Annotated in this window: 21 protein-coding genes; 8 read left to right on the forward strand and 13 right to left on the reverse strand. The window is 67.4% G+C overall.

The genetic code is table 11. The features are described from left to right. The 3 genes from CKJ82_RS03220 to CKJ82_RS03230 all read left to right on the forward strand — a co-directional run bounded on the left by CKJ82_RS03220 (position 1) and on the right by CKJ82_RS03230 (position 8,582). Positions 1–960, forward strand: coding sequence for a hypothetical protein (locus tag CKJ82_RS03220; protein WP_133064001.1), 960 nt, complete (start codon positions 1–3; stop codon positions 958–960). A 4-nt stretch (positions 961–964) separates the two neighbouring features. Then, positions 965–4,687 (forward strand): ABC transporter ATP-binding protein, encoded by a 3,723-nt coding sequence (locus CKJ82_RS03225; protein ID WP_095536994.1) that lies wholly within the window; start codon positions 965–967, stop codon positions 4,685–4,687. A 115-nt stretch (positions 4,688–4,802) separates the two neighbouring features. Next, positions 4,803–8,582, forward strand: a complete 3,780-nt coding sequence (locus CKJ82_RS03230; RefSeq protein ID WP_095536995.1) for a multifunctional oxoglutarate decarboxylase/oxoglutarate dehydrogenase thiamine pyrophosphate-binding subunit/dihydrolipoyllysine-residue succinyltransferase subunit — start codon at positions 4,803–4,805, stop codon at positions 8,580–8,582. An 81-nt stretch (positions 8,583–8,663) separates the two neighbouring features. On the opposite strand, the gene CKJ82_RS03235 is transcribed toward CKJ82_RS03230, so the two are convergent. Together CKJ82_RS03235 and CKJ82_RS03240 are read right to left on the reverse strand one after the other, a co-directional pair. Continuing rightward, positions 8,664–9,449, reverse strand: coding sequence for a type 2 periplasmic-binding domain-containing protein (locus CKJ82_RS03235; RefSeq protein WP_095536996.1), 786 nt, complete (start codon positions 9,447–9,449; stop codon positions 8,664–8,666). A 51-nt stretch (positions 9,450–9,500) separates the two neighbouring features. Continuing rightward, positions 9,501–10,073, reverse strand: a complete 573-nt coding sequence (locus tag CKJ82_RS03240; protein WP_198947126.1) for a YflT domain-containing protein — start codon at positions 10,071–10,073, stop codon at positions 9,501–9,503. A gap of 79 nt (positions 10,074–10,152) precedes the next feature. Here CKJ82_RS03240 and CKJ82_RS03245 point away from each other — a divergent pair, with 79 nt between their 5' ends. After that, positions 10,153–11,289 (forward strand): Mrp/NBP35 family ATP-binding protein, encoded by a 1,137-nt coding sequence (locus CKJ82_RS03245; RefSeq protein ID WP_095275865.1) that lies wholly within the window; start codon positions 10,153–10,155, stop codon positions 11,287–11,289. A gap of 19 nt (positions 11,290–11,308) precedes the next feature. Here CKJ82_RS03245 and tatB read toward each other — a convergent pair whose 3' ends face one another. The 3 genes from tatB to sigE all read right to left on the reverse strand — a co-directional run bounded on the left by tatB (position 11,309) and on the right by sigE (position 12,927). Then, a complete protein-coding gene (tatB, locus tag CKJ82_RS03250; RefSeq protein ID WP_095275863.1) occupies positions 11,309–11,773 on the reverse strand; it encodes a Sec-independent protein translocase protein TatB in 465 nt (154 codons plus the stop codon). A 12-nt stretch (positions 11,774–11,785) separates the two neighbouring features. Next, positions 11,786–12,172, reverse strand: a complete 387-nt coding sequence (locus tag CKJ82_RS12085) for an anti-sigma factor family protein (RefSeq protein ID WP_133064002.1) — start codon at positions 12,170–12,172, stop codon at positions 11,786–11,788. Between the two features lie 140 nt (positions 12,173–12,312). Beyond that, positions 12,313–12,927: an RNA polymerase sigma factor SigE gene (gene sigE / locus CKJ82_RS03260; RefSeq protein ID WP_095536998.1), complete on the reverse strand. Its 615-nt coding sequence runs from the start codon at positions 12,925–12,927 to the stop codon at positions 12,313–12,315. A gap of 109 nt (positions 12,928–13,036) precedes the next feature. On the opposite strand from sigE, the gene CKJ82_RS03265 reads away from it, so the two are divergent. Continuing rightward, a complete protein-coding gene (locus tag CKJ82_RS03265) occupies positions 13,037–13,723 on the forward strand; it encodes an O-methyltransferase (protein WP_095536999.1) in 687 nt (228 codons plus the stop codon). Here the strand turns inward: CKJ82_RS03265 and glgC are convergent. Next, complete coding sequence (glgC, locus tag CKJ82_RS03270; protein ID WP_408910777.1) at positions 13,720–14,937, reverse strand: glucose-1-phosphate adenylyltransferase; 1,218 nt, start codon at positions 14,935–14,937, stop codon at positions 13,720–13,722. The genes CKJ82_RS03265 and glgC overlap by 4 nt on opposite strands. 132 nt (positions 14,938–15,069) lie before the next feature. Between glgC and glgA the strand changes: the two genes are divergently transcribed. Both glgA and CKJ82_RS03280 read left to right on the forward strand, forming a co-directional pair. Beyond that, entirely contained in the window at positions 15,070–16,224 is a 1,155-nt protein-coding gene (gene glgA / locus CKJ82_RS03275) for a glycogen synthase (RefSeq protein WP_165765363.1), read from the forward strand. A 17-nt stretch (positions 16,225–16,241) separates the two neighbouring features. After that, positions 16,242–17,672: a GH32 C-terminal domain-containing protein gene (locus tag CKJ82_RS03280; RefSeq protein WP_095537001.1), complete on the forward strand. Its 1,431-nt coding sequence runs from the start codon at positions 16,242–16,244 to the stop codon at positions 17,670–17,672. 14 nt (positions 17,673–17,686) lie between these two features. Here CKJ82_RS03280 and CKJ82_RS03285 read toward each other — a convergent pair whose 3' ends face one another. The 7 genes from CKJ82_RS03285 to dapE all read right to left on the reverse strand — a co-directional run bounded on the left by CKJ82_RS03285 (position 17,687) and on the right by dapE (position 22,892). Continuing rightward, on the reverse strand, positions 17,687–18,583 hold the full coding sequence (locus CKJ82_RS03285; protein WP_095537002.1) for a methyltransferase domain-containing protein: 897 nt from the start codon (positions 18,581–18,583) through the stop codon (positions 17,687–17,689). Positions 18,584–18,648: 65 nt separating this feature from the next. Next, the gene (locus tag CKJ82_RS03290; protein WP_095275850.1) at positions 18,649–18,819 is read right to left on the reverse strand and encodes a DUF3117 domain-containing protein; all 171 of its coding nucleotides are present in this window, start codon (positions 18,817–18,819) and stop codon (positions 18,649–18,651) included. A gap of 94 nt (positions 18,820–18,913) precedes the next feature. Continuing rightward, a complete protein-coding gene (locus CKJ82_RS11915) occupies positions 18,914–19,333 on the reverse strand; it encodes a cell division protein DivIVA (RefSeq protein WP_205691357.1) in 420 nt (139 codons plus the stop codon). A gap of 10 nt (positions 19,334–19,343) precedes the next feature. Further along, positions 19,344–20,099: a glucosyl-3-phosphoglycerate synthase gene (locus tag CKJ82_RS03300; RefSeq protein WP_240510659.1), complete on the reverse strand. Its 756-nt coding sequence runs from the start codon at positions 20,097–20,099 to the stop codon at positions 19,344–19,346. Then, a complete protein-coding gene (gene folP / locus CKJ82_RS03305) occupies positions 20,096–20,935 on the reverse strand; it encodes a dihydropteroate synthase (RefSeq protein WP_240510660.1) in 840 nt (279 codons plus the stop codon). Before folP ends, CKJ82_RS03300 begins: the two co-directional genes overlap by 4 nt. Further along, a complete protein-coding gene (locus CKJ82_RS03310) occupies positions 20,928–21,734 on the reverse strand; it encodes an LOG family protein (RefSeq protein ID WP_095537004.1) in 807 nt (268 codons plus the stop codon). Before CKJ82_RS03310 ends, folP begins: the two co-directional genes overlap by 8 nt. Positions 21,735–21,764: 30 nt before the next feature. Continuing rightward, positions 21,765–22,892 (reverse strand): succinyl-diaminopimelate desuccinylase, encoded by a 1,128-nt coding sequence (gene dapE / locus CKJ82_RS03315; protein ID WP_095537005.1) that lies wholly within the window; start codon positions 22,890–22,892, stop codon positions 21,765–21,767. A gap of 32 nt (positions 22,893–22,924) precedes the next feature. Between dapE and CKJ82_RS03320 the strand changes: the two genes are divergently transcribed. Then, complete coding sequence (locus CKJ82_RS03320) at positions 22,925–23,869, forward strand: 2,3,4,5-tetrahydropyridine-2,6-dicarboxylate N-succinyltransferase (protein ID WP_095535122.1); 945 nt, start codon at positions 22,925–22,927, stop codon at positions 23,867–23,869. Positions 23,870–23,936: the final 67 nt, after the last annotated feature.

Genomic DNA, 23,936 nt, shown 5'->3' on the forward strand with positions numbered 1-23,936 from the left:
TTGCAACATCACACAATCGGGCTCGCCCCGGAGGAGGAAAGCATGGGACTGTTTGGCCGCAACAACGACAAGGACAGCACGAACCGCGAAGGCAATGCCAGCGATACCAGCGACGTCACTGCCGCCAACGGTGCGCAGCTGGCCGAAGGCGCCGGCCCGATCGCCCGCGCCTTCATCAGCTCCGTGGACAAGGCCGTCTCGCTCCAGACCGGCACCATCCGCGCGTACGTGGACTGGCTGCGTCGCCAGGACACGGACGCAACCCCGCAGGACGTGCAGAAACGCATGGACGCGCACTTCCGCAACACCGTCTCCGCTACCGGCGCTGGCGTCGGTGCCGCCGCCGCGGTCCCGGGCGTCGGCCTGATCTCCGGCAGCGCGGCGGTGGCCGGCGAGTCCGTCCTGTTCCTTGATCTGGCCGCCTTCTACACCGTCGCGTCTGCGTACCTGCGCGGCGACGATCCGGCCGACCCTGAGCAGCGCCGCGCAATGGTGCTCACCACGCTGGTGGGCACCGAGGGCCTCGCAATCGTGGACACGTTTGTCGGCGAGAACGCCTCACGCCTGCCGTCCAAGTCCACGCTCGCGCGCTTCTCCGGCCCGGGCCTGGCCGAGGCGAACAACATGCTCACCAAGGCCGCACTGAAGCAGGTGCGAAAGAAGACGCGCCGCGCCTGGATTGGCAAGCTCCTCCCGCTGGGTCTCGGCGCGGTCGCTGGCACCGCGGCAAACCGCAAGCTTGCAGATGAGGTGATCAAGCGCGTCGGGCAGTCGCTCGACCCGGTGCCGGATGCGTTCGCTACCCCGCTCCCGCCGAAGAAGGACGACGGGCAGGACTCTCAGGGCCTGAGCTTCGACCCGAAGCGCTTCGCGCAGTGGATCCTCAACATCTTCGGCCGCGGCAAAAACGACGCGGAGGAGCGCGCGCAGGTCGACGCCGCCATCGAAGCAACCAAGTAGCGCCGTGCCCCACGGCTTCCCCCTATTCCGCCGCTCGCTGACCGCCACCCCGGTCACGGCGGCGCTCGCGTTCGCCACCGCCGCGGCCGCCGCGGTGTTGCAGGTCCTCCTCCCCGCGCTGACGGGGCGCGCGGTGGACATCGCCACGGGCAACGTCACCGGCTCGGTCTCGCGCACCGCGTGGACGATGGTTGGCGTCGCACTGGTTACGTACGCGCTGGGCGCGGTGCGCCGCTGGGCGTCGGGCCGGCTCTCCGCCACCTCCCAGCACTGGCTTCGCGTGGAACTGCTGCGCACGATGCACCGGCTGGATGGCAACGGGCAGGACGCGATTGTCACCGGCCAGATCGTGGCCCGCTCGATTTCGGACCTCAACCAGTACGCCATGGTCCTGGGCCAAACGCCCATGTTCTTCACCCGCGCAATGCAGCTGGTCGGCACGCTCGTCGTCATGGTGGGCATGAATCTGTCGCTGACGGCGATGGCGCTGTGTCTGCTGCCGCTGATCTTGTGGGAGGCGAACCGCTCCCGGAAGGCGCTCTACGCCGCCACGTGGGTGAACCAGCAGGCCACGGCGGATTTGGCGGAGCACGTGGAAGAGACCGTTTCCGGGGTGCGGGTGGTCAAGGCGTTCGGCGGGGAGCGAAGGAGCGTCGATAAGCTTGATGCGCTCGGCCGCGAGCTGTACGCGGTGAAGATGCGCGCGGCGAAACTGACTGCCCGCTTCCAGCCGCTGTTATCACAGCTGCCCAAGATTGCGCTGGTCATCACCATCGTCGCGGCGGGGCTGATTGTGATGCGCGGCGGCATCACCATCGGCGCGTTCGTGGCGTTCACCACGTATCTGACGTCGCTGACCTCGTCGATGTCCATGCTGACCAACCAGTACGTGCGCCTGCAGATGGGTATGAGCAGCTTCGACCGCCTCGACGAGGTCCTCGCCCTCGCCCCGCACTCGCCGGAGCCCGCGCGCAGCAGCGCCCCGGAAGGCCCCGTCGGGCTCGCGTTCGATCGCGTGCGATTCTCCAACGGCGGGACCACAGTGCTTAACGACGTCAGCTTCACCGTCTCCCCCGGCGAAACCCTCGCCGTCGTCGGCCCACCCGGTGCCGGCAAAACCATGGCCGTGCAACTCGCCGGCGGCTTTTACACCCCCGATTCCGGGCAGTGCGCGCTTGTCGACGCCTCCCTGGCCACGACTCCCTACTCCGACCTTGCGCAGGAGGACCTCCGCGACCGGGTGACCTGCGTCTTCGACGACGCCTTCCTCTTCTCCTTCTCCATCTTTGACAACATCGCCCTCGGCGCGCCCGCGGCGCTGTCGGGCGAGGCGCTCACGGAGGCGGTGCACCGCGCGGCCCGGCTGGCGCGCGCGGACGAGTTCATCGAGCGCCTCGACAACGGCTACGACACACTCGTCGGCGAGCGCGGGCTCACCCTGTCCGGCGGGCAGCGCCAGCGCGTCGCGCTCGCCCGCGCGCTCCTCTCGCAGCCGCGGGTGCTCGTGCTTGACGACGCCACCAGCGCCATCGACGCCATCACCGAAGCCGAGATCCTGCACAACCTTCGCACTGAGCTCGGCGACGTCGCCGTCCTCACAGTGGCCCACCGCCAATCCACGGTCGATCACGCTGACACCGTCCTCATCCTCGATGCCGGCCGCGTCACCGAGCACGGCCCCCGCGCGGACGTCGTCGCCACACCCGCCTACCGCGCACTCATGGCCCCCGAGGCGACGCAGGCCCCCGCGAGCGCGGAGGCGGAGCCGCCCGAGCGCCTACTCTGGCCGGACGAGCGCTCCACCTCCGCGAGCCCCGACCTGGCCGCGGCGTCCGCCGCCCGCGCGACCAGCAGCGGGGGCGGTCGGCATACCATCATGGCTGATGCTGGGTTGCTGGCTGACGTCGCGAAGCTCCCGCCCGCGCGAGAGCAGCCGAACCTTCACGAGGCGACGCTTGCGCGGCTGCGCACCCCGACGGGCAGCGGCAACGAGTTCAAGGTTTCGCAGCTCTTCCGCGCGGTGCGCTGGCTGATCGCGGGCAGCGTCGCGCTCCTCATCGTCGGCGTGCTCGCCGACCTCGCGTTTCCCACGCTCATCCGTGCATCGATCGACCGCGGCATCGCACCGAACGACTTCCGCGCGCTGTGTGCCATCGCGGGCGCGACGCTCGCCGTCGTGCTCATCGGCTGGGCCGCCGACGCGTGCCTGACCGTCCTGTCCTCCCGCTCCGGCGAGCGGCTTCTCTATGGCCTGCGGCTGCGCACCTACGCGCACCTGCAGCAGCTGGGGCTGAGCTTTTTCGAGCGGCACCTGTCCGGGCGCATCATCACCCGCCTGACCACGGACATTGACACCCTCTCCAGCTTCCTCCAGACCGGGCTGGCGCAGGCGATCGTGGCGGTGGGCAGCCTCGTCGGCGTCTCCGCCATGCTGCTTGCCACGGACGGCCAGCTCACGCTCACCGCGATGAGCGCGGTGCCCGTCATCGTCGTCGCCACGCTCATCTTCCGCCGCCTCTCGCGCCGCTACTTCACGGCCGCCCGCGCCCAGATCTCGGTGGTCAACGGCGATTTCGCGGAGCTCATCGGCGGCATCCGCGTCACGCAGATGTACAACGCGGAGCGCCGCGCCGAGGCGGCGTTCACAGACGCTTCGCTCGCCTATCGACGCCTCCGCATGCGCTCCGTGACGCTCCTCGCCGCCTACTTCCCGGGCATGCAGGCCATCTCGCAGACCATGACGGCCGCCGTCGTCGGCGTGGGCGCGACGCGCGTGTCCGAGGGCGACCTCTCCGTCGGCGTACTCGTCGCCTTCACCATGTACCTCGGACAGCTCTACGGGCCGATTCAGCAACTGGGCCAGATCTTTGACTCCTGGCAGCAGGCAACCGTCAGCTTCGACCGCATCACGGAGCTTCTGGCGGAGCGCACAACCGTGCCCGATACCGGCACCAACCCGCGCGCCGCCGACGCCGCCCGCGGTCCGCTTGCCCTCGAGGGCGTGAGCTTCGGCTACGGGGGCGTCGACAAGCGCGACACCCCAACCCTGGTGGTGAAAGACCTGGACCTCGACCTACGGCCCGGCGAGACCGTTGCCCTGGTGGGGCCGACGGGCGCGGGCAAGTCGACCGTGGTCAAGCTGCTGGCTCGCTTCTACGACCCGACCGCCGGGCGGATCACCGCCTCAGGCACGGACATCGCCGAGTTCCCGCTGCCGGCATGGCGGCGCGCGCTCGCGCAGGTGCCCCAGGAGTCCTATCTTTTCCCCGGCACCGTGGCCGACAACATCGCGTACGGCGCGCCGGGCGCCTCGCGGGCTGAGATCGAAGACGCGGTGCGCCGGCTCGGCGCCCTCGGCGTCATCGCGGCGATCTCCGGCGGGTTCTGCGCCTCGGTCGGCGAGCGCGGCCGCGGGCTCAGCTCGGGGCAACGGCAAATTATTGCGCTGGCGCGGGCGGAACTGCTCCACCCAGATGTGGTGTTGCTGGACGAGGCGACCGCAACGCTTGACCCGGCCACCGAGCACGCCGTCCTCAACGCTGCTGGTCGTACCACTGCTGGGAGAACCTCCATCATCGTCGCGCACCGTTTGCTCACCGCGCAACGGGCCGACCGCATAGTTGTCGTTGAAGGAGGACGTATCATAGAAGATGGTTCCCACGAGACCCTCCTGAAATCGGACGGAAAATATGCCCGGATGTGGGCAGTCAACCGAAATCGGGGGTAGGCCATGGTGGCGTCGTGGAAGAATGCGAGAGAGTTTTAACGCTCTGGCTATCAAGCGAATTACAGTCAAGATTTAGTTCGAGTAAAGACCCGACAGAAAGAGGCGAGGACCTGCCGTGAGCAGCGATAACACGTTCGGCCAGAACAGCTGGCTGGTTGACGAGATGTTCCAGCAGTACCAGGAGAACCCGGATTCCGTTGATCCGGAATGGCGCAAGCTCTTCGATGCAGAGGGTGCTCCCAAGGCACCGAAGGCTCAGCAGGCGTCGAAGGCTCAGCAGGCGCCCAAGGCCGCCAAGGCCTCCGCTGCGCCGGCTGCGAAGCAGGAGACGGCGAAGACCGACCCGAAGGTTTCCTCCTCCACCGCCGCGCCGAGCCAGGACGGCCGCGAGACCCAGATCGACCGCGCCGCCACCGCCGCGAAGGCCACCGCGTCCAAGGAGAAGGCAACGTTGCCGAAGCCGAAGAAGTCCCCGCTGGACAACATCAACAACATTGAGGTTGAGCCCGGCGAGTTCCAGCTCAAGGGTGCGTTCAAGGCGATTGCTAAGAACATGAACGAGTCCCTCGAGGTCCCGACGGCGACGACCGTGCGAGACATGCCGGTCAAGCTCATGTTTGAGAACCGCGCGCTAGTGAACGATCACCTCAAGCGCACCCGCGGTGGCAAGATCTCCTTCACCCACATCATCGGCTACGCCATCGTCCAGGCAGCCAAGCTGCACCCGGACATGAACAAGAACTACAAGGAGGACGGCAACAAGTTCTTCGCCGTCCAGCCGGAGCACATCAACCTCGGCCTCGCGATCGACTTGCCGGGCAAGGATGGCTCCCGCTCCCTCGTCGTCGCCGCCATCAAGGAGACCGAGAAGCTCGCGTTCAACGAGTTCATCGACGCGTACGAGGACATCGTCAAGCGCGCCCGCGACGGCAAGCTGACCATGGACGACTTCTCCGGTGTGACCATCCAGCTGACCAACCCGGGCGGCATTGGCACCCGCCACTCCATCCCGCGCCTGACCAAGGGCCAGGGCACCATCGTCGGTGTCGGCGCCATGGACTACCCGGCTGAGTTTGCCGGGGCGTCCGAGGACCGCCTCGCCGAGCTCGGCGTGGGCAAGCTGGTCACTCTGACCTCCACCTACGACCACCGCGTTATCCAGGGCGCGGAATCCGGCGAGTTCCTCCGCGACATCTCGCAGCTGCTTATCGACGACAAGTTCTGGGACGACATCTTTACCGCCCTGGAAATTCCGTTCTCCCCGATGCGCTGGGCACAGGACCAGCCCAACACCGGTGTGAACAAGGACACCCGCGTGATGCAGCTGATTCAGGCGTACCGCTCCCGCGGCCACCTCATCGCGGATACCAACCCACTGCGCTGGCACCAGCCGGGCCTGCCCATGCCGGACTCCCGCGACCTGCTCATGGAGTCCCACGGCCTGACCATCTGGGACCTGGACCGCACCTTCCACGTCGGCGGGTTCGGCGGCAAGGAGACCATGACGCTGCGTGAGGTCATGTCTCGCCTGCGCGCGGCCTACACCCTGCACATCGGCGCGGAGTTCACCCACATCATGGACCGCGACGAGCGCGAGTGGCTGCGCGACCGCCTCGAGGTCGGTATGCCGAAGCCCACCAACGCCGAGCAGAAGTACATCCTGCAGAAGCTCAACGCCGCAGAGGCCTTTGAGAACTTCCTGCAGACCAAGTACCTCGGCCAGAAGCGCTTCTCGCTCGAGGGCGCCGAGACCCTTATCCCGCTCATGGACGCGGTCATTGACACCGCCGCTGGCCAGGGCCTGGACGAGGTCGTCATCGGCATGCCGCACCGCGGCCGCCTCAACGTGCTGTTCAACATCGTGGGCAAGCCGGTTGCCACCATCTTCAACGAGTTTGAGGGCAACGTCCAGTCCGCACAGCAAGGTGGCTCCGGCGACGTGAAGTACCACCTCGGCTTCCAGGGCGAGCACATCCAGATGTTCGGCGACGGCGAGATCAAGGTCTCCCTGGCCGCTAACCCGTCGCACCTCGAGGCCGTCGACCCGGTGCTCGTCGGTATGGCCCGCGCAAAGGCAGACATCCTCAAGGAAGCCGGCGTGCGCGAGGACCACCCGGTCGTGCCCATCATGCTGCACGGCGATGCTTCCTTCACCGGCCTGGGCGTGGTCCAGGAGACCCTGAACTTGTCCCGCCTGCCCGGTTACACCGTCGGCGGCACCGTCCACATCGTGGTGAACAACCAGATCGGCTTCACCACCACCCCGGACTCCGGCCGTTCCTCCTTCTACGCCACCGACCTGGCCAAGGGCTTCGACTGCCCGGTCTTCCACGTCAACGGCGATGACCCGGAGGCGGCAGCCTGGGTTGCCCAGCTGGCTACCGAGTACCGCCGCGAGTTTGGCAAGGACGTCTTCATCGACCTCATCTGCTACCGCCTGCGTGGCCACAACGAGGCCGACGACCCGACCGTGACCCAGCCGGTGATGTACGACCGCATCCACAGCCACGATTCGGTCCGTACCCGCTACACCAAGGACCTCGTCGGCCGCGGCGACATCAACGCCGAGGAGGCCGAGAAGGCAGCCCAGGACTTCCACGACCAGCTGGACTCCGTGTTCACCGACGTCAAGGAGCACGAGGGCCAGCCGAGCGAGCAGACCGGCATCACCGATTCCCAGGAGCTCACCCACGGCCTGGACACCTCCATCGACGAGGCGACCTTCAAGCGCCTCGCTGGCGCGTTCGTGGACCTGCCGGAGGACTTCACCTCCAACAAGCGCCTGAAGTCCGTGATGAAGAAGCGCGGCGGCTCCTTTGAGGACGGCAACATCGACTGGGGCTGGGGCGAACTGCTCGCGTTCGGCTCCCTGGCCGAGGAAGGAAAGTTCATCCGCCTGGCGGGCGAGGATTCCCAGCGCGGCACCTTCACCCAGCGCCACGCGGTCCTGTACAACCCGGAGAACGGCGAGGCGTACAACCCGCTCGACCACAACGCGATCGAGTCCGGCAACGGCGGCCGCTTCGAGGTCTTCAACTCCGCCCTCACCGAGTTCGCGGGCATGGGCTTCGAGTATGGCTACACCCTGGGCAACCAGGACGCCATGGTCGCGTGGGAGGCGCAGTTCGGCGACTTTGCCAACGGCGCGCAGACCATCATCGACGAGTACGTCTCCTCCAGCGAGACCAAGTGGGGCCAGCTGTCCTCCCTGACGCTGCTGCTCCCGCACGGCTACGAGGGCCAGGGCCCGGACCACTCCTCCGCCCGCATCGAGCGCTACCTGCAACTCGTCGCGGAGGGCTCCATGACCATCGCGCAGCCGTCCACCCCGGCAAACCACTTCCACCTCCTGCGCCGCCAGGCGATGGGTGAGATGAAGCGTCCGCTCATCGTCTTCAGCCCGAAGTCGATGCTGCGTAACAAGGCCGCGGTCTCCCAGCCGGCTGACTTCATCGAGGTCAACCGCTTCCAGTCCGTTATCGACGACCCGAACTTTGTCGAGCGCGGCAACAAGAAGATCGCCGACACTGACAAGGTCACCACGATCATGCTCTGCTCCGGCAAGATCTACTGGGAGCTGGAGAAGAAGCGCGAGAAGGACGGCCGCGACGACATCGCGATCATCCGTGTGGAGATGCTCCACCCGATCCCGTTCAACCGCCTCCGCGACGCGTTTGCCAACTACCCGAACGCGAAGGAGATCCGCTGGGTCCAGGACGAGCCCGCCAACCAGGGCGCTTGGCCGTTCTACAACGAGCACCTGCGCGAGCTGATCCCGGACATGCCGAAGATGGTTCGCGTCTCCCGCCGTGCACAGTCCACCACCGCCACCGGTGTGGCCAAGGTGCACCTGCAGGAGGAGAAGGCGCTGCTCGAGGAGGCATTCGCCAAGTAACGCCTCGCAGCACAAAGGCCCCCGTCCTGGGGGCCTTTCTTCTTGGTCGCACCTAGGGCGCGCGCTTCTCGACGCCTCCCGCTACGCCGCGCGCTGCGTCCCGTCCTTCTCGTCCTCGTCCTTGGTTTTCGGGGCGTTGATGTTGATGCTCGCGTATTCCATCAACCATTCCGCCACCGCGGAACGCACAGTCTCCCCCGCTTCTACGCGCTCCGTCATCTCCTCGATGTCCTTGGTGGACATCACGCGCGTAATAAAGTTCAATCGGGTCGACTCGGTGCGGGTGAGCCTGCCGTCTTTGATGATGGGGACGATGTTCTCCGGCAGCCCCTGCTTCGCGGCCTCGCTGTCCTGGCAGGCCTGCGCGGGCGAGGGATCCACCGAGCGAACGTTTGCGGGGAACGTGGCGACCATGGCGGCATACACCTCATCTTGGCGCTCGGCCTCGGACGCGCTACTCGTCGTGTTCTCGTCCGCGGCTCCGGCCGCCTCGTCGCTCGGCTGCGCGAAACTTGCCGCGGTCTGCGGATCCAGCTGCGTGAGGACCTGGCCCGTGCAGCCGACCACGATGTCGACGTTGTCCTCCTTCAGGATGTCCAACGGGCTGCGCGACGCAAACGACGAGTTCGCCGCGAGACCGACCGGGCGGCCGTACGCGGCGAGGACCTGGTTGTAGATCTCTCCGATGACCAGCTGCTCCGGCGACGCCGGGTCGACGGCGATAGCGAGCGTCCCCTCTGCTCCGACGTTGAGTACGGTGGTAATCTCCGGCCGCTCAAACGGCGTGCAGGACGCGAGGGACAGCGCGCTCGCTGTCACTATCGCCGCGGTGGCGACGCGTCGCCACCGCTGATTCACCTTGCCCACACAGATCCCGTCCTCTCGGTCAGTACGTTCGGCCGTTTGGTCCTCTTGATCCTAACGCTCGTCGCCGTCGGCCCCCGGTAACGGGCGCTGCGGCTGCCCCATCGCGGCGATCATGTCGCGGGCGCGAGTGGCCACGTCCTGCTCCGCGAGCACGTCGTAGCGGCCCGCCACGATCGTGGTCGCGGAGGCGAAGTCGCGCTTGCCGCCGGTGAATCCGTACGCAAACGCCGCGGAAATGAGCCCAAACACAGCACCGCCGATGACACACATGGACACCAGCAGCCAGGTGCTGCCCTCGGAGGCGAACATCCCCATGATGAGGCCGATGAACAGCCCGAACCACATACCGGACAGCGCACCGCCGCCGAGCACGCGCGGCCAGGTCAGCCGCCCCGTGATGTTTTCCACCTGCATCAGGTCGACGCCGACGATCGTGAGTTTTTCCACCGGGAACTCGTTGTCGGACAGGTTGTCCACGGCCGATTGCGCCTCCTGGTAGGTGCCAAAGCTGCCCACCGGCCAGCCGGTTGGGATCTCGCGGTTTTGCGGGCTTCGGAGCGAGGGAGAAGTCATGGTCGGTGTCCTTTCCGGGGAGTCAGCGGCCTGCGCGTGCAACGTCCACATCTTACCGCCCGCGCTCATGGCTGGACCGCGCTACGCCGTTTCTGCCACGTCGCGCGCCACCCTATACTTGGTAGGCGTTATGACTGACACTTCCCCGATTACCAAAGACGCCGTCTACGAGGCCCTCTCGCGTGTCGAGGACCCCGAGATTGGCAAGCCGATCACGCAGCTCAACATGGTCGAGTCCGTGTCCATTGACGGCAACGATGTCGCCGTGGGCGTATACCTGACCATCGCCGGCTGCCCGATGCGAGACACCATCGAGTCCAACACGCGCGCGGTGCTCGAGGACCTCGAGGGCATAGGCGAAGTCTCGGTCACCTTGCACACGATGAGCGACGAGCAGCGGCGCGAGCTCGCACAGTCCCTCCGCGGCCAGCAGAGCGGCCCCGCGATCCCGTTCGCCGACCCGAACTCACGGACTCGCGTCTTCGCGGTCGCTTCGGGCAAGGGTGGCGTGGGCAAGAGCTCCATGACCGTCAACCTCGCCACGTCGCTGGCCAAGCAGGGGCTTTCCGTGGGCATTATCGACGCCGACATCTACGGCCACTCCATCCCCGGCCTCATGGGCTCCGCGGGGCAGGGCCCGACTGTGGTGGACGAGATGCTCATGCCGCCGATCGCGCACGGCGTCCGCCACATCTCCGTCGGCCAGTTCGTGGAGGGCAACGCCCCGATCGTGTGGCGCGGCCCGATGCTCACCCGCGCCATCCAGCAGTTCCTCGCGGACGTGTACTGGGGCGACCTCGACGTCCTGTTCATGGACCTGCCGCCGGGGACCGGCGACGTGGCCATCACCGTGGCGCAGCTGGTGCCCAACGCCGAGCTGCTCATCGTCACCACCCCGCAGGCCGCGGCCGCGGAGGTGGCGGAGCGCGCGGGCACTATTTCGCAGCAGACGGATCAGCCGATCGCGGGCGTGATTGAGAACATGGCGGGCATGGTCATGCCGGACGGCTCCACCATGCACATCTTCGGCGAGGGCGGCGGCGAGCAGGTCGCCGAGCGCCTCACCGCGCTGACGGATAATGAGGTCCCGCTGCTCGGGTCGATCCCGCTGGACCCGAAGCTGCGCGAGCACGGGGACACGGGCACGCCGGTCGTGCTCGATGAGCCCGACTCCCCCGCTGCCAAGGCCATCACGGAGGTTGCAAACAAACTAAAGATCCGCCGCACCTCGCTGGCGGGCAAGAGCTTGAACCTCGGCGTGAAGTAGCCCCTGGCGCTGCCTGCGCCTAGGTGATGTCGGCCCAGGAGAATCCGCCGCCGGAGGTGTCCGGCTTGCGCTTTCCTTGGGCGTCGCGCCGCGCCACCTGGCGGGTGGAGCCCCCGCCCGGCTCGCCCGGGTTGACGGGCGGCTTGGGGGTCCGGGCCTGCGGGTCGTCGCGAAGCGCCGCGCGCGGGTCGGTGTGTCCGGGGGCGTTCGCGTCCTTAACGTCATCGTCGAAAAGCATCTGCGCCATCGCACGCTTAGGGCCCATGGCGGCGTACTTGCTTACCTTCTGCATGGGCGCGCGGAACTCCTCAAACTCCTCAAATTCGCCGTTGAGCTCCGCTTTCGCATTGTTGATGGCTTTGCGGGCCGCATAAATGGCTGCGCGGACGTCCTGGATCACGCCCGGCAGACGCTCGGGGCCGATGACGATGAGGCCGATGATGAGGATGAAGAAAATCTCGCCCCAGCCGATGTTGGAAAACACTGCCTGCTCCCTCTACCCGCGGCGCCTCAGCGTACGGAAAACTACTTCCATCTTGTCCAACATGCTGCCGTGAGACTGCGCGGAGAGATCCGCCCCCGGACGGTCGGCGACGTCGTCGCTGCACAAATGCGCCAGCCGCTCGACCAGCGAGTCCGGGGCGTGCAAGTCATCGTCGTTGCAACGGCGCACCCGCTGGGAGGTGACGCGTTGCGCCTGCACCTCGGCGAAGCATTCCGCGCACTGCATCAGGTGCGAACGGGCGCGACGCGCCGCCGTGGCGCTGAGCTCGTTGTCGGTGAACGCGGCGATGGCCTCGGGGCTGAGGTGCTCGGTGGAGGAAAACTGCTTGCGCCGGGGTGCGCCGGAGGCCGACACAGCCGACGGCATCTTCTTGCTCACCCTGCTCACCTCGCCCACTCAGTGCGCTCCTTTACTCCTCGTGCTCGCTCGATCGCATGTTGAGGCCACTGGCCCAATTTGCACCTAGCGTACGCCCGTCCGGCGCCGAATGCGCTGACCGCCCCGCGCAGCAGGTAAGACTACCGCGCCCGGATCAGGTCCTTCGCCGCTTGATCGTGTGTTGCCTGCGCCTCCAGCGACGCGCGCAGCTGCTGACGGCCGCGGTGGATGCGCGAGCGGACCGTGCCCATCTTCACGCCGAGGGTGTCGGCGATCTCCTCGTAGGTCATCCCGACGACGTCACAAAGCACCACGGCGACGCGGAAGTCCGGGCCGAGCTCGTCCAGCGCGTGCTGGAGCGCGGGATCGAGGTTGGCCACCGTGTACGCCTGCTCCGGCGTCATGTCGGTGCCTGGGACGCGCTCGTAGTCCTCCGGCAGCGCCTCCATCCGGATGGTGGCGCGGTGGCGCACCATGTCCAGGAACAAATTGGTGGTGATGCGGTGCAGCCAGCCCTCGAATGTGCCGGGCTTGTAGCTCTTCAGGTTGCGGAAGACGCGCATGAACGTCTCCTGCGTGAGGTCCTCCGCGTCCTGTTGGTTGCCGGAGAGGCGGAACGCAAGGCGGTAGACGCTGTCCGCGTGCTCCGCAACCAACTCGGCCCAGGTGGGCATCCCGCCCTGGCCAGCGTCAAACGCCGCAGTGCCCGTCAGCGTGTCGGCGTTCGGGGTGGGCTGCTCGCGCGGTGAAGTCATTACTCTATTGTGGCAGAGATAACTAAGCCTGGGCAACACTTTGCCCGGCACTTTGCCTGGTGGCGGGTAACAATCCGCTCACGATCCGCAGCTCGCTATGATGTGCGGTGTGAGTGAGACAGCTTTTTCCCAAATGATCGCCTACATCGACCAGCGCGCGAACCACGCGAAGGGCGCGGCGGACGCGGACCCGTTCAGCCAAGGGCTCGAGGTCGCCCGCGTTGAGGCCGAGGAGAACGGCGTGAGCCTGCCCTCCCCGACCGTGGGCACGCTGCTGACAACCCTCGCCGCGGCGGGCGCGCGCGCAGACGCCGCGCAGGGCGCCGTCGCCGTCACCCCGGCCGCGGGCACCGTGGGCCTGCACCTGCTGCGCGGCCTGCCGGAAAAGTCCACCCTGACCTGCATCGAGCCCGAGGCCGCGCTGCAGTCCGGCACGAAGGCCGCAGTGCGCGCCGCGGGGTACGCGCCCTCGCGGGTCCGCTTCCTCACCGCCCGTCCGCTCGATGTGATGGGCCGCCTGGCCAATGACGCCTACCAGGTCATCTACGCGGACGTCTCGCCCGTTGAGCTCGGGGCGATCATCGACGCCGCGTGGCCCCTCCTCACCCCCGGCGGCACCCTCGTGCTCGCCGGCTCGCTGCTGGACGGCACGGTCGCCGACGCCACCCGCCGCGACCGCGCGACCGCGGCCGCCCGCGAGGCGGACGACTACGCGGAGACCTTCGCGGCAGAGCACGGTGGCGTCGTCACGCGTCTGCCCCTCGACGGGGGACTGACGCTTGTGACGAAGCGCTAGACCACTTCGTTCTTGCCAACGGCGACCACGCCGTTGTCGGAGACCTTGTAGCGCTCGCGATCGCGCTGCGGGTCCACGCCGATGATCTCACCATCGGACACGTAGACGTTTTTGTCCAGAATGCAGTGGCGCACCACTGCCCCCTTGCCCACGCGCACGCCCGGCATGAGCACGGACCCCTCCACGGTCGCGCCCTCTTCCACGCGCACGTCCGTGGACAGGACGGAATTGCGCACCGTCGCGCCGGAGATGATGGAACCGGAGGCCACGATGGACTCCTGTGCGATGCCGCCCATGACGAACTTGGCGGGCGGGAGGTTGCCGTCCTCGGTGGAGTGGATCGGCCACGCGTTGTTGTAGAGGTTGAAGATCGGGTGCGAGGAGATCAGGTCCATGTGCGCCTCGTAGAACGAGTCGATGGTGCCGACGTCGCGCCAGTACCCCTTGTCGCGCTCGGTCGCGCCCGGCACGTGGTTCTCGGAGAAGTCGTAGACGTTCGCCTCGCCCTGGTTCACAAAGTACGGGATGATGTCCCCGCCCATGTCGTGGGCGGAGTCCTCGTTCTGCTCATCCTCCAGCAAGGCCTGCACGAGCGCCTCGGTGGAAAAGACGTAGTTGCCCATGGACGCGAACGTCACGTTCGGGTCATCCGGGGTGCCCGGCGGGTTGGCCGGCTTTTCCAGGAACTCCGTGATCGTGCCGTTTTCGTCGGACTGAATGCAGCCGAACGCGGTGGCCTCCGCACGCGGCACGCGGATGCCGGCGACGGTGGCTGACTTACCCGAGGCGATGTGGTTTTCCACCATCTGCGACGGGTCCATGCGGTAGACGTGGTCCGCACCGAAGACGAGGACGTAGTCCGGTTTGTCGTCATAAATGAGGTTGAGTGACTGCACGATCGCGTCCGCCGAGCCGTTGTACCAGCGCTTGCCGCGGCGCTGCTGCGCGGGCACGGACGCGATGTACTGCGGGGTTGGGCCGGACACGTTCCACGCGGTGGCGACGTGGCGGTCGAGCGAGTGGGACTTGTACTGCGTCAACACGGCGATGCGCATGTACCCCGCGTTGACCAGGTTGGACAGAACGAAGTCGATGAGGCGGTAGTTACCGCCAAACGGGACTGCAGGCTTGGCACGGTCGGCGGTCAGGGGGAACAGTCGCTTCCCTTCGCCGCCCGCGAGGACGATGGCGAGGACTCTTGGCTGGCTTTTCACGCCCACCAGAGTATTGAAAAGCAACGTCTCCCGCAGTGGCTATGTACACATTTTCACCACTTTAGGGGTACGCACCACACCTCCCGTTCGGGTTCCTGCAGCGCCGCGCATTCCTCACTACTGTTGGGGCTCATGAGAGTCGGAATGATGACCAGAGAGTACCCACCGGAGATCTACGGTGGTGCCGGCGTGCACGTCACTGAGCTGACGCGCTTTATGCGCGAGCTTATCGACGTCGACGTGCACTGCATGGGGAAGCCGCGCGAGATGGACAACGTCTACGTCCACGGCGTAGACCCGGAGCTCACCGACGCGAACGGCGCGATCAAGACGCTGTCCACCGGCCTGCGCATGGCCAACGCGGCGAGCGGGTTGGACCTGGTGCACTCCCACACCTGGTACGCGGGTCTGGGCGGCCACCTGGCATCCCAGCTCCACGAAATCCCGCACGTGGTCACCGCGCACTCGCTGGAGCCGGACCGCCCGTGGAAGCGCGAGCAGCTCGGCGGAGGCTACAACGTTTCCTCTTGGAGCGAGCGGAATGCCATGGAGTACGCCGACGCGGTCATCGCGGTGTCCTCCGGCATGAAGGACGCGATCCTGCGGGCGTACCCGCGCATTGAGCCGGACAAGGTCCACGTGGTGCTCAACGGGATCGACACCAACAACTGGTACCCCGGCCAGGCGACGATTCTAGAGGAGCTCGGGGTGGACCCGGCGAAGCCGGTCGTCTCGTTCGTCGGCCGAATCACCCGCCAGAAGGGTGTGCCCCACCTGCTCAAGGCGGCGCAGCAGTTCGACGAGGATGTGCAACTGATCCTCTGCGCCGGCGCCCCGGACACCCCGGAGATTGCGGCGGAGACGCAGGGGCTCGTCGAGAAGCTGCGCGCGCAGCGCGACGGCATCTTCTGGGTGCAGGACATGCTGCCGCCGGAGAAGATCCGCGAGGTCTACGCTTCGTCGGACGTGTTCGTCTGCCCGTCGATCTACGAGCCACTGGGCATCGTCAACCTGGAGGCCATGGCGTGCGAGACCGCCGTGGTGGCGTCGCGAGTCGGCGGCATCCCGGAGGTCGTGGTTGACGGCGAGACCGGCACCCTCGTTGATTACGACGAGCACGATCCGGAGGCCTTTGAGCAGGCCCTCGCCGAGGCAGTCAACGCGCTGGTCGGGGACCCGGAGACGGCGAAGCGCATGGGCGCCGCGGGCCTGGCGCGCGCCCGCGACACGTTCTCCTGGTCTACTATCGCGCAGGAAACCGTGGACGTATACAAGAAGCTGCTGTAGAGGAAACAGAACTAAGTATGAGCGTTTACAGACCCGAACTGCACGTGACCGCCGAGCGCGGCGTCCTCGAGGGCCCCGCAGGTGTGATCCGCGCCGGCGAGCGCGGCGAGCGCGTGTGGCACATGTTCTACCAGTACAAGCTCACCCCGGACTCCCCGAGCGCGTGGGGGCACGACATGAGCGAGCAGGACCCGTTCAGCTGGCTCGAGTGCAACGACGCCCTCGTCGCCATCGGCGGTGAGCTCAACGTCCGCGCCGGTGCGGTCGTCGCCACCGATGACGGCGCGGACCTATACTTCACCTCCAACACCTCTGCGGGCGACACCGTGCAGCGCGCGCACGCCGACGACCTGGCCGCGCTCTGCGAGGAGCTGGAGGAGTCCGAAACCGGCGAACTGCTCCCTTCCGCCGGCGTCAAGCGCCTCGGTGCGGTGGTCCAGGACACGGAGGTCGACGGCCAGGTCTACACCAACTTCCGCTCCCCCTGCGTCGTCCCTGACTGGGAGGAAGACGACAACCGCGAGCGCGGCCACGACGGCTGGCTCATGCTCGCGGTCACCGGCTCGCTCGAGGCACCCGTGCCCGTCGTCCTTTCCTCGCACGACGGCCAGAGCTGGCTTGTCGACGGCGCGCTGACCTTCGACGGCGACCCCGGCCTCGATGTGACCAAGCCGCTCGTCGCCCCGCGCATCTCCCGCCTGCGCGACGAAGTGGACGGCGAGATCTACGACGTCCTCTTCCTCACCGCCGAGATCGACGGCAAGGACCGCACCGTGTACCTCGTCGGCGTGCTCAAAGGCAGCGTCTTCACCGTGACATCCCAGGCAAAGCCGCTAGACTACGGCCACGACTTCACCCGCCCCCGCAACTCCGCCTACACCCTGGAGCCGTCGAACGCCGAGGACCGCTACGAGCGGACCTACCTGTTCGGTTTCATGACCGACTCCGGCCGCCAGGGCGACCCGACCAAGGAGCCGAACTGGGAGTCCGAGGGCTGGGCGAACACGCTGACGCTGCCGCGCCGCGCGACCCTGCAGCACGGGCAGCTCTACCAGGTCCCCGCCGGCGGGCTGCCGGAGGCGGTGCAGTCGTCGCGCCACGCACTGATGTGGACGGCGCTGTGCGACATCCCTGCGGGCTCGTCCGTGGAGGCCGAGGTGCTGGACGGCAACGGCGAGCCGGTGGCTGTGATCAGCCACAACGGGGAGACCCTCACCGTCGACCGTCTCGACGGCAACCCCGCTGTCGCGGAGGTGCACGACGACGATGAGGACAACATCACCGTCATCGTCGACGGCTCCACCCTCGAGGTCTACGCGGGCGGCGGCAGCGTCGTCACCGCATCCCGCATCTGGTCCGCCACCGGCTACAGCGGAATCCGCTCCCGCGCGGCGGGCGACGCCGAGATCTACAACGAGTGGCGCCGGGGGTTCCCCAGCGCCCGGTAGACGCCCGCTCCGGCCTACGCCTTGCGCAGCCGGACTAGCTGGCCGCGCGCCGTCACGTCCATGTGCTCCGGCAGCGCCGCGAGGCGCTCCTGCAGCACGTCCGGCGCCACGTGGCGCGCCGACGGGCTCATCCCTACCTGCGCGGCGATCGCGTCGCGCTCCAGGCGCATCGTGTACTCGATGAGCTGCGGCTCCGAAGCCAGCTCCAGGTGGCCCTTGGCCTGCTCCACCATGCGCTCGAGTTTGCCCGTCTCAACGCCGAGGATGCCCAGCGGGTCGCGCAGCTCGTCCAGATGGCCCTGGTGCGCGATAAGCGCAACGACCTCACCGCCGGGCGCAAGAACGCGGGCAAATTCCGCCGGGTTGCGGGGCGCGAAGACATCCATGATGGCGTGAACGCTGCCGTCACGAACCGGCAGCTGGCTCCACACGTCGGCCACCACGGCGCCGACGCGCGGGTGGGACTTGGCCAGGTGCTTTGCGGCGGGCACGGAAATATCCAACCCAATGCCGCGCGCGCCGCCGACGCTGTCCAGCGTGTGCGCCAGGTAGTAGCCGGTGCCGGCTCCCACCTCCAGCACGGCCGGTTCGGCCACGCCGCGCGCCTCCCCAACTGACGGGTCGCCCGGCTCGGGCGCACTGTGCTCCAACACGTGATGCACCTGCTCCGTCACCGCCTCGACGAACGGCGCGAAGTGCCCCTGCGAGAGGAAGGCTTCGCGGGCGTGGATCATCTCGATCGAGTCGCCCTCGTGGTTCAGGCCCTTTCCGCTGGCCAGCGTAACGTAGCCCTGCTTGGCCACGTCATAAGAATGCCCCGTCTCGGAGACGAGGCGCGAAAAGTCGTCCTCGCCCCGCAACGGGGAAAGATCTGCCGGGTCTGCAAGCACGTCCACGATGTCTTTGAGCATGTGGAAAGCTTACCGCACCGCCGGCCGGGCCAAGCGGTGCAGGGTGAATGCGGTGACGGCGTGGGTTACTGCCCCGCGGCGTCGATAAGCAGCTGGCCCAGCTCGGCTGCCTCTTCCTTGCTCATCTCCACGACGAGCCGCCCGCCGCCGTCGGATGGAATGCGCATCACAATCTTTCGGCTCTCTTCTACAGCTTCCATCGGGCCGCTACCGGTGCGCGGCTTCATTGCTGCCATGCGTATTCTCTCCTTTGAACTCAATGACGTATGGAGTCAATGATACGCCTGTATGGGCCCGACCATCCGGGTCAAGCAGCATTTCCGTAGCTAACTATGCCTTTCCGTACGGATTTTCCCCAGCTTTCGGTGCCGGCTCCAGCGTCGCGGGCGACTCAAACTCCGCCGCGCTCACGCCCTCGGTGAGCGAGTGCGAGTCCACCTTCTGCGGGTTGCGGGGTTGCGCCGGGCGAGCCTCAGCGGCCTCGTCGTCGCGCCACTCCGCGGTGTCCTGGCCGGTCAGCTGCGCGATGAGTGCGTCGACCTGGTCCATCCGGTACCCGCGGTGGACAACCTCCAGCTGAATGTCGTCAAAGTTGCCGTCCTCAACCGCGCGGCGATTCGCCGCCTTCACATCTTCCGTATCAGGCATCGGCGGCTGCGTCTCACCGCGCCCAAAAATCGACGACGCTAGCAGCGTCCCCAGCACGCTGAACAGCGCCAAGACAAGAATCAGGATAATCCAAGAGAGCATGGGCGCTATTCTACTTCCCGCCCCACGCAGCGCGCTGCTGTACCTCGCCCAGCGCGCCGCGCCCCGCGGCCCGATCCAGGATCGTCGCCACGATCACATCCGCCATCGGCGCGAGCTCCTCCAGCGGACGGTTCCGGTGTCGCCGCGCGCTGAGCTGCACTTCGGTGACGGCGGCGGGCGTGTGGGAGGACGCGACATCGAGGAGCAAGCCCACCTCGACCCCGTAGCCGGCGACAAACGGCAGGCTCAGCGCGGTGCTGCGACGGATGGCGTACTCGCCGGCGAGCGGCTGGGAGATGTGGCCGAGCTCGGGGAACAGCGCGCGCAGCAGCGGCTTCGCCGTGAGCTCGGTGACGCGGCCGCCGCCGGGGCCGCCGTTGAGCTCGCGGGTGTAGGCGGCCTTGACCAGGTGGATCGCCGGGTCCGCAAACGGCGCGGCGAGCGCGTCGATCCAGCCGGGTCGCAGCGAGGTCACGTCCGCGTCGACGAAGACGACGACGTCGCCGCTCGCGGCGCGCACCCCGCGCCACAGGGCCTCGCCCTTGCCGGGAACGGTCTCGGCGGGACCAACGTCTCGCCAGTTCACCACGCGGGCGCCCGCCGCTGCGGCCTCGCTGGCGGTGGAGTCGGTGGAGTCGGAGTCGATGACCAGCACCTCCCCGCCGTCGCGCGCGGCGCGCGACTCGAAGCAGGTCCGCACCACGCCGGCGACGGTGCGCTCCTCGTTCAGCGCCGGGATGACCACGCTCACGCGCGGGCTGCTCACGCCAGCCCCCGGACGGTGGCTAGCGGCGCGGCGGTGCCCTGGATCGCCGCGGTCATGCGGATCACGTCCACGGTTTCCGCGACGTTGTGGACGCGGAAGGCGGCGACGCCGCGGGCGGCCGACCAGGCAGTGGCAGCGAGCGTGCCCGCGACGCGTTGCGCTGGGTCGGTGCGGCCCACTGTCTCGCCCACGAAGTCCTTGTTGGACAGCGCCATGAGCACCGGCCAGCCGGTGGCAACGAGCTCGTCGATCCGGCGCAGGATTTCCAGGCCGTGGAACGTGTTCTTGCCAAAGTCGTGGGTGGGATCGATGAACACGCGCTCGGCGGGCACGCCACAGTCCACGGCGCGCTCGGCCAGGGCGGAGGTTTCGCGGATCACGTCGGTGACGACGTCATCAAAATGCACGCGGTGCGGGCGGGTGCGCGGCACCACCCCGCCGGTGTGGGAGCAGACGTAGCCGACCGCGTGGCGGCCCGCCACCTCGACGAGCTCGGGGTCCCAGCCAGCCCAGGTGTCATTGATCAGGTCCGCGCCGGCGTCGATAGCCGCTTCGGCGACGCTCGCTCGCCATGTGTCCACGCTGATGGACACCTCCGGGTGGCGCGCGCGGACCTCGGCAATCAGCGGGACGACGCGGTCGATCTCTTCGTCAACGTCCACTTCATCGCCCGGCCCGGCCTTGACGCCGCCGACGTCCACGATGGACGCGCCCGCCGCGATGACCTCGTCCGCGCGCTGAGCTGCCTTCTCAATGGCAAAGGTCGCGCCCTTGTCGTAAAAGGAGTCCGGGGTGCGGTTCACAATGGCCATCACCCGCGCGAGCGAGTTACTCATGTCCACCAGCGCGTTGCGCGTCGCCGAGGCGCTCGTCCGTTATCACTTGGTGCTTCTCCACGATGTGCGCGATGGCCTCCTCAACCGAGTCAGTGACCAGGAACAGTTTTTCGTCGCCAGGCGAAATGAGCCCGCGCTCGAGCTGCTGGTTGACCATCCAATCGACCAGGCCGGACCAGAAGTCGGTGCCGATGAGCACGATCGGGAAGTTGGTCACCTTGCCGGTCTGCACCATGCACAGCACCTCGAAGACCTCGTCCATCGTGCCGAAGCCACCGGGCAGCGCGATAAACGCCTGCGAGTACTTCAAGAACATGGTCTTGCGGGCGAAGAAGTAGCGGAAGTTCAGGCCGAGGTCGACCCAGTCGTTCAGACCCTGCTCGAACGGCAGCTCGATGCCCAGGCCGACCGACATGCCGCCGGCGTTATGCGCGCCGCGGTTCGGCCCCTCCATCAGGCCCGGGCCGCCGCCGGTAATCACGGCGTAGCCGGCCTCGACCAGCCCGTGACCAACCTGGTACGCCTGCTCGTATTCTGGGGTACCCTCGCCCAGCCGCGCGGAACCGAAGACAGTCACGGCCTTCGGCAGCTCGCTGAGTGCGTCGAAGCCGGCCACGAACTCGGACTGGATGCGCATGACGCGCCACGGGTCTGCGTGCTTCCAGTCGTGGTCGGAGGAGCCGAGCGATTCGAGCAAGCGGCGGTCGTGCGTGGACGCCTGCTCGTTGTCGCTGCGCAGCATGAGCGGGCCGCGGAGCTTGCGGTCACGGTCGGGGCGGGGTGTGGTGTGCGGTGCCATAGTTTTTGTGTAAGGAAAGTTTTTCTATGTTCAGTGAAGGGACAGGTAGTCCATGAGCTGCGCGAACACCTCACGGATCTGGCTGATCGGGCACTGCTCGTCCTTCTTGTGAGCAAAGCCCGGATCGCCGGGGCCGAAGTTCACGGCCGGAACACCAAGGTTAGAGAACCTGGACACGTCCGTCCATCCGAACTTCGCACGGAAGTTCCCGCCCACGGCCTTCACCAGGTTGGCCGCCACCGGGTGGTCCAGCCCCGGTAGCGCAGCCGGCGCCACGTCGTCATACGCAAGCGTCAACCCGTCTTCCAGGGCGAGCACCTCCTCGAGGTGCGCCTTCGCGTTCTCCACGTCACGGTCCGGCGCGTAGCGGAAGTTGACAATCAGCCGGGCGTGGTCCGGGATCGTATTGGTGGCCACGAACCCCTCCATGCCGACGACGTTGATGCCCTCGCGGTACTCGCAGCCGGCGATGGTGACACGGCGCGGCTCGTAGGCGGCGATGCGGGTCAGCGCACCCGCAAGGTCGTGGGCCGCGTTGTGCCCCAGCCACGAGCGCGCGGAGTGCGCTCGGGTGCCGTGCGCGTCTACGAAGACGCGGATCGTGCCCTGACAGCCGGCCTCGATCACCCCGCCGGACGGCTCGCCGAGCAGCGCGATGTCGCCCGCAAGCAGCTCCGGGTGGTCCCGCTCGAGGTGGAACAGCCCGTTGTACTCCTGGGCGACCTCCTCGGCCTCGTAGGCAATGACTGTCATATCGAACGCCGCGCGCTCCCCCGGCGCCTCGGCCTCGCCGCGCACGAGCCGCGCGAACGCCCCGAGGTAGCACGCCATGCCGCTTTTCATGTCCACGGTCCCGCAGCCAAACATGGTGTCGCCCTCAATGCGGTGCGGCGTGTTGTCCGCCAGCGGCACCGTGTCGATGTGTCCCGCCAGCACGACGCGCTGCTCGCGCCCGAAGTGCGTGCGGGCGACGACGGTGTTACCAATCCGCTGCACGTCGACTGCGCCGTCCCCGGTGGCGTCGGCAAGCGCCCGAAGCGCCCCCTCGACGGCGTCGGCGATCGCCTCCTCGTGGTGGGACGGCGACTCGATGTCCACGAGCGCGGCGGTGAGATCGACTGGGTCTGCAAAGAGGTCTAGCGTGTTCACCCCACTCATCCTACGGGCGGCAATCCGCCTAGGATGAGGACATGCCCATTGGAGCGGAAGCAACCGGAATTGCCAACATCGCTATGGACGGGACCGTCTTGGACACCTGGTACCCGAGCCCAGCGCTTATCGACGCCACACCGTCCGAGCCACCCGCTACCGCAAGCACCGAGCGCGTCAGCGCGAACGAGCTGTCCGACCGGTTCCTCAACCTCGTCGGCCTGGACCGCGACCGGCTGGTGGAGCTCGTCCCGGTGCGCACCCGCATCCCGGACCTGTCACAGCCACCGGTGGACGCGCACGACGTCTACCTGCGGCTGCACCTGCTCTCCCACCGCCTGGTCAAGCCGCTCGAGTTGAACATGGAGGACTGCCTCAGCCACCTCGTGCCCGTGGTGTGGACCAACAAGGGCCCGTGCCTGACGGACAACTTCGAGTTCATCCGCACCAACCTGCGCTCCCGCGGCACGATCCACGTCTGGGGCATCGAGCGGGTGCCGCGCATGGTGGACTACGTCGTTCCCTCGGGCGTGTCCATCGCGCAGGCCGAGCGCGTCCGCCTCGGCGCCTACCTCGCGCCGGGCACGTCGGTCCTGCGCGAGGGCTACGTCTCCTTTAACGCGGGCACGCTCGGCCCCTCGCGGGTGGAGGGGCGCCTGTCCTCGTCCGTGGTGGTCGGCGAGGGCGCGGACCTGGCGTTGTCATCCGTGCTCATGGCGTCGCGCGCCACGCAACGCACCCGCGGCCCAATGCGGGTGGGCAAGCACTGCACGATGCACCCCTCAGCCGGCGTGTTCGGCGTGGACCTGGGCGATAACTGCACCGTCGGCGTCAACGTCATGATCGAGCCGGAATCGGTGGTGTACGACGCCCGCCTGGACCGCGAGATCCCCGCCAAAGAGATCGCCGGGCAGGACGACTTGCTCATCCGGCGCGAGGCGATGAGCAATTGTCCGGTTGTGAGGGATCAGGGAAGCGTCGATTAGCATTCAAGCCCCCAGCTGGGACGATGCGAGCCTTATTGGCCCGCGTCGCGGTGCCAACGATTAGAGT

It is taken from the genome of Corynebacterium gottingense (assembly GCF_002285125.1).
Lineage (GTDB): Bacteria > Actinomycetota > Actinomycetes > Mycobacteriales > Mycobacteriaceae > Corynebacterium > Corynebacterium gottingense.

Coding starts and splice junctions, on each gene's coding strand:
- CKJ82_RS03240 (WP_198947126.1), bottom strand. CDS start 10,073: ATGTGGACGTTGCACGCGCAGGCCGCTGACTCCCCGGAAAGGACACCG.
- CKJ82_RS03245 (WP_095275865.1), top strand. CDS start 10,153: ATGACTGACACTTCCCCGATTACCAAAGACGCCGTCTACGAGGCCCTC.
- sigE (WP_095536998.1), bottom strand. CDS start 12,927: ATGACTTCACCGCGCGAGCAGCCCACCCCGAACGCCGACACGCTGACG.
- glgA (WP_165765363.1), top strand. CDS start 15,070: ATGAGAGTCGGAATGATGACCAGAGAGTACCCACCGGAGATCTACGGT.
- CKJ82_RS03280 (WP_095537001.1), top strand. CDS start 16,242: ATGAGCGTTTACAGACCCGAACTGCACGTGACCGCCGAGCGCGGCGTC.
- CKJ82_RS03285 (WP_095537002.1), bottom strand. CDS start 18,583: ATGCTCAAAGACATCGTGGACGTGCTTGCAGACCCGGCAGATCTTTCC.
- CKJ82_RS03290 (WP_095275850.1), bottom strand. CDS start 18,819: ATGGCAGCAATGAAGCCGCGCACCGGTAGCGGCCCGATGGAAGCTGTA.
- CKJ82_RS11915 (WP_205691357.1), bottom strand. CDS start 19,333: ATGCTCTCTTGGATTATCCTGATTCTTGTCTTGGCGCTGTTCAGCGTG.
- folP (WP_240510660.1), bottom strand. CDS start 20,935: ATGAGTAACTCGCTCGCGCGGGTGATGGCCATTGTGAACCGCACCCCG.
- CKJ82_RS03310 (WP_095537004.1), bottom strand. CDS start 21,734: ATGGCACCGCACACCACACCCCGCCCCGACCGTGACCGCAAGCTCCGC.
- dapE (WP_095537005.1), bottom strand. CDS start 22,892: ATGAGTGGGGTGAACACGCTAGACCTCTTTGCAGACCCAGTCGATCTC.
- CKJ82_RS03320 (WP_095535122.1), top strand. CDS start 22,925: ATGCCCATTGGAGCGGAAGCAACCGGAATTGCCAACATCGCTATGGAC.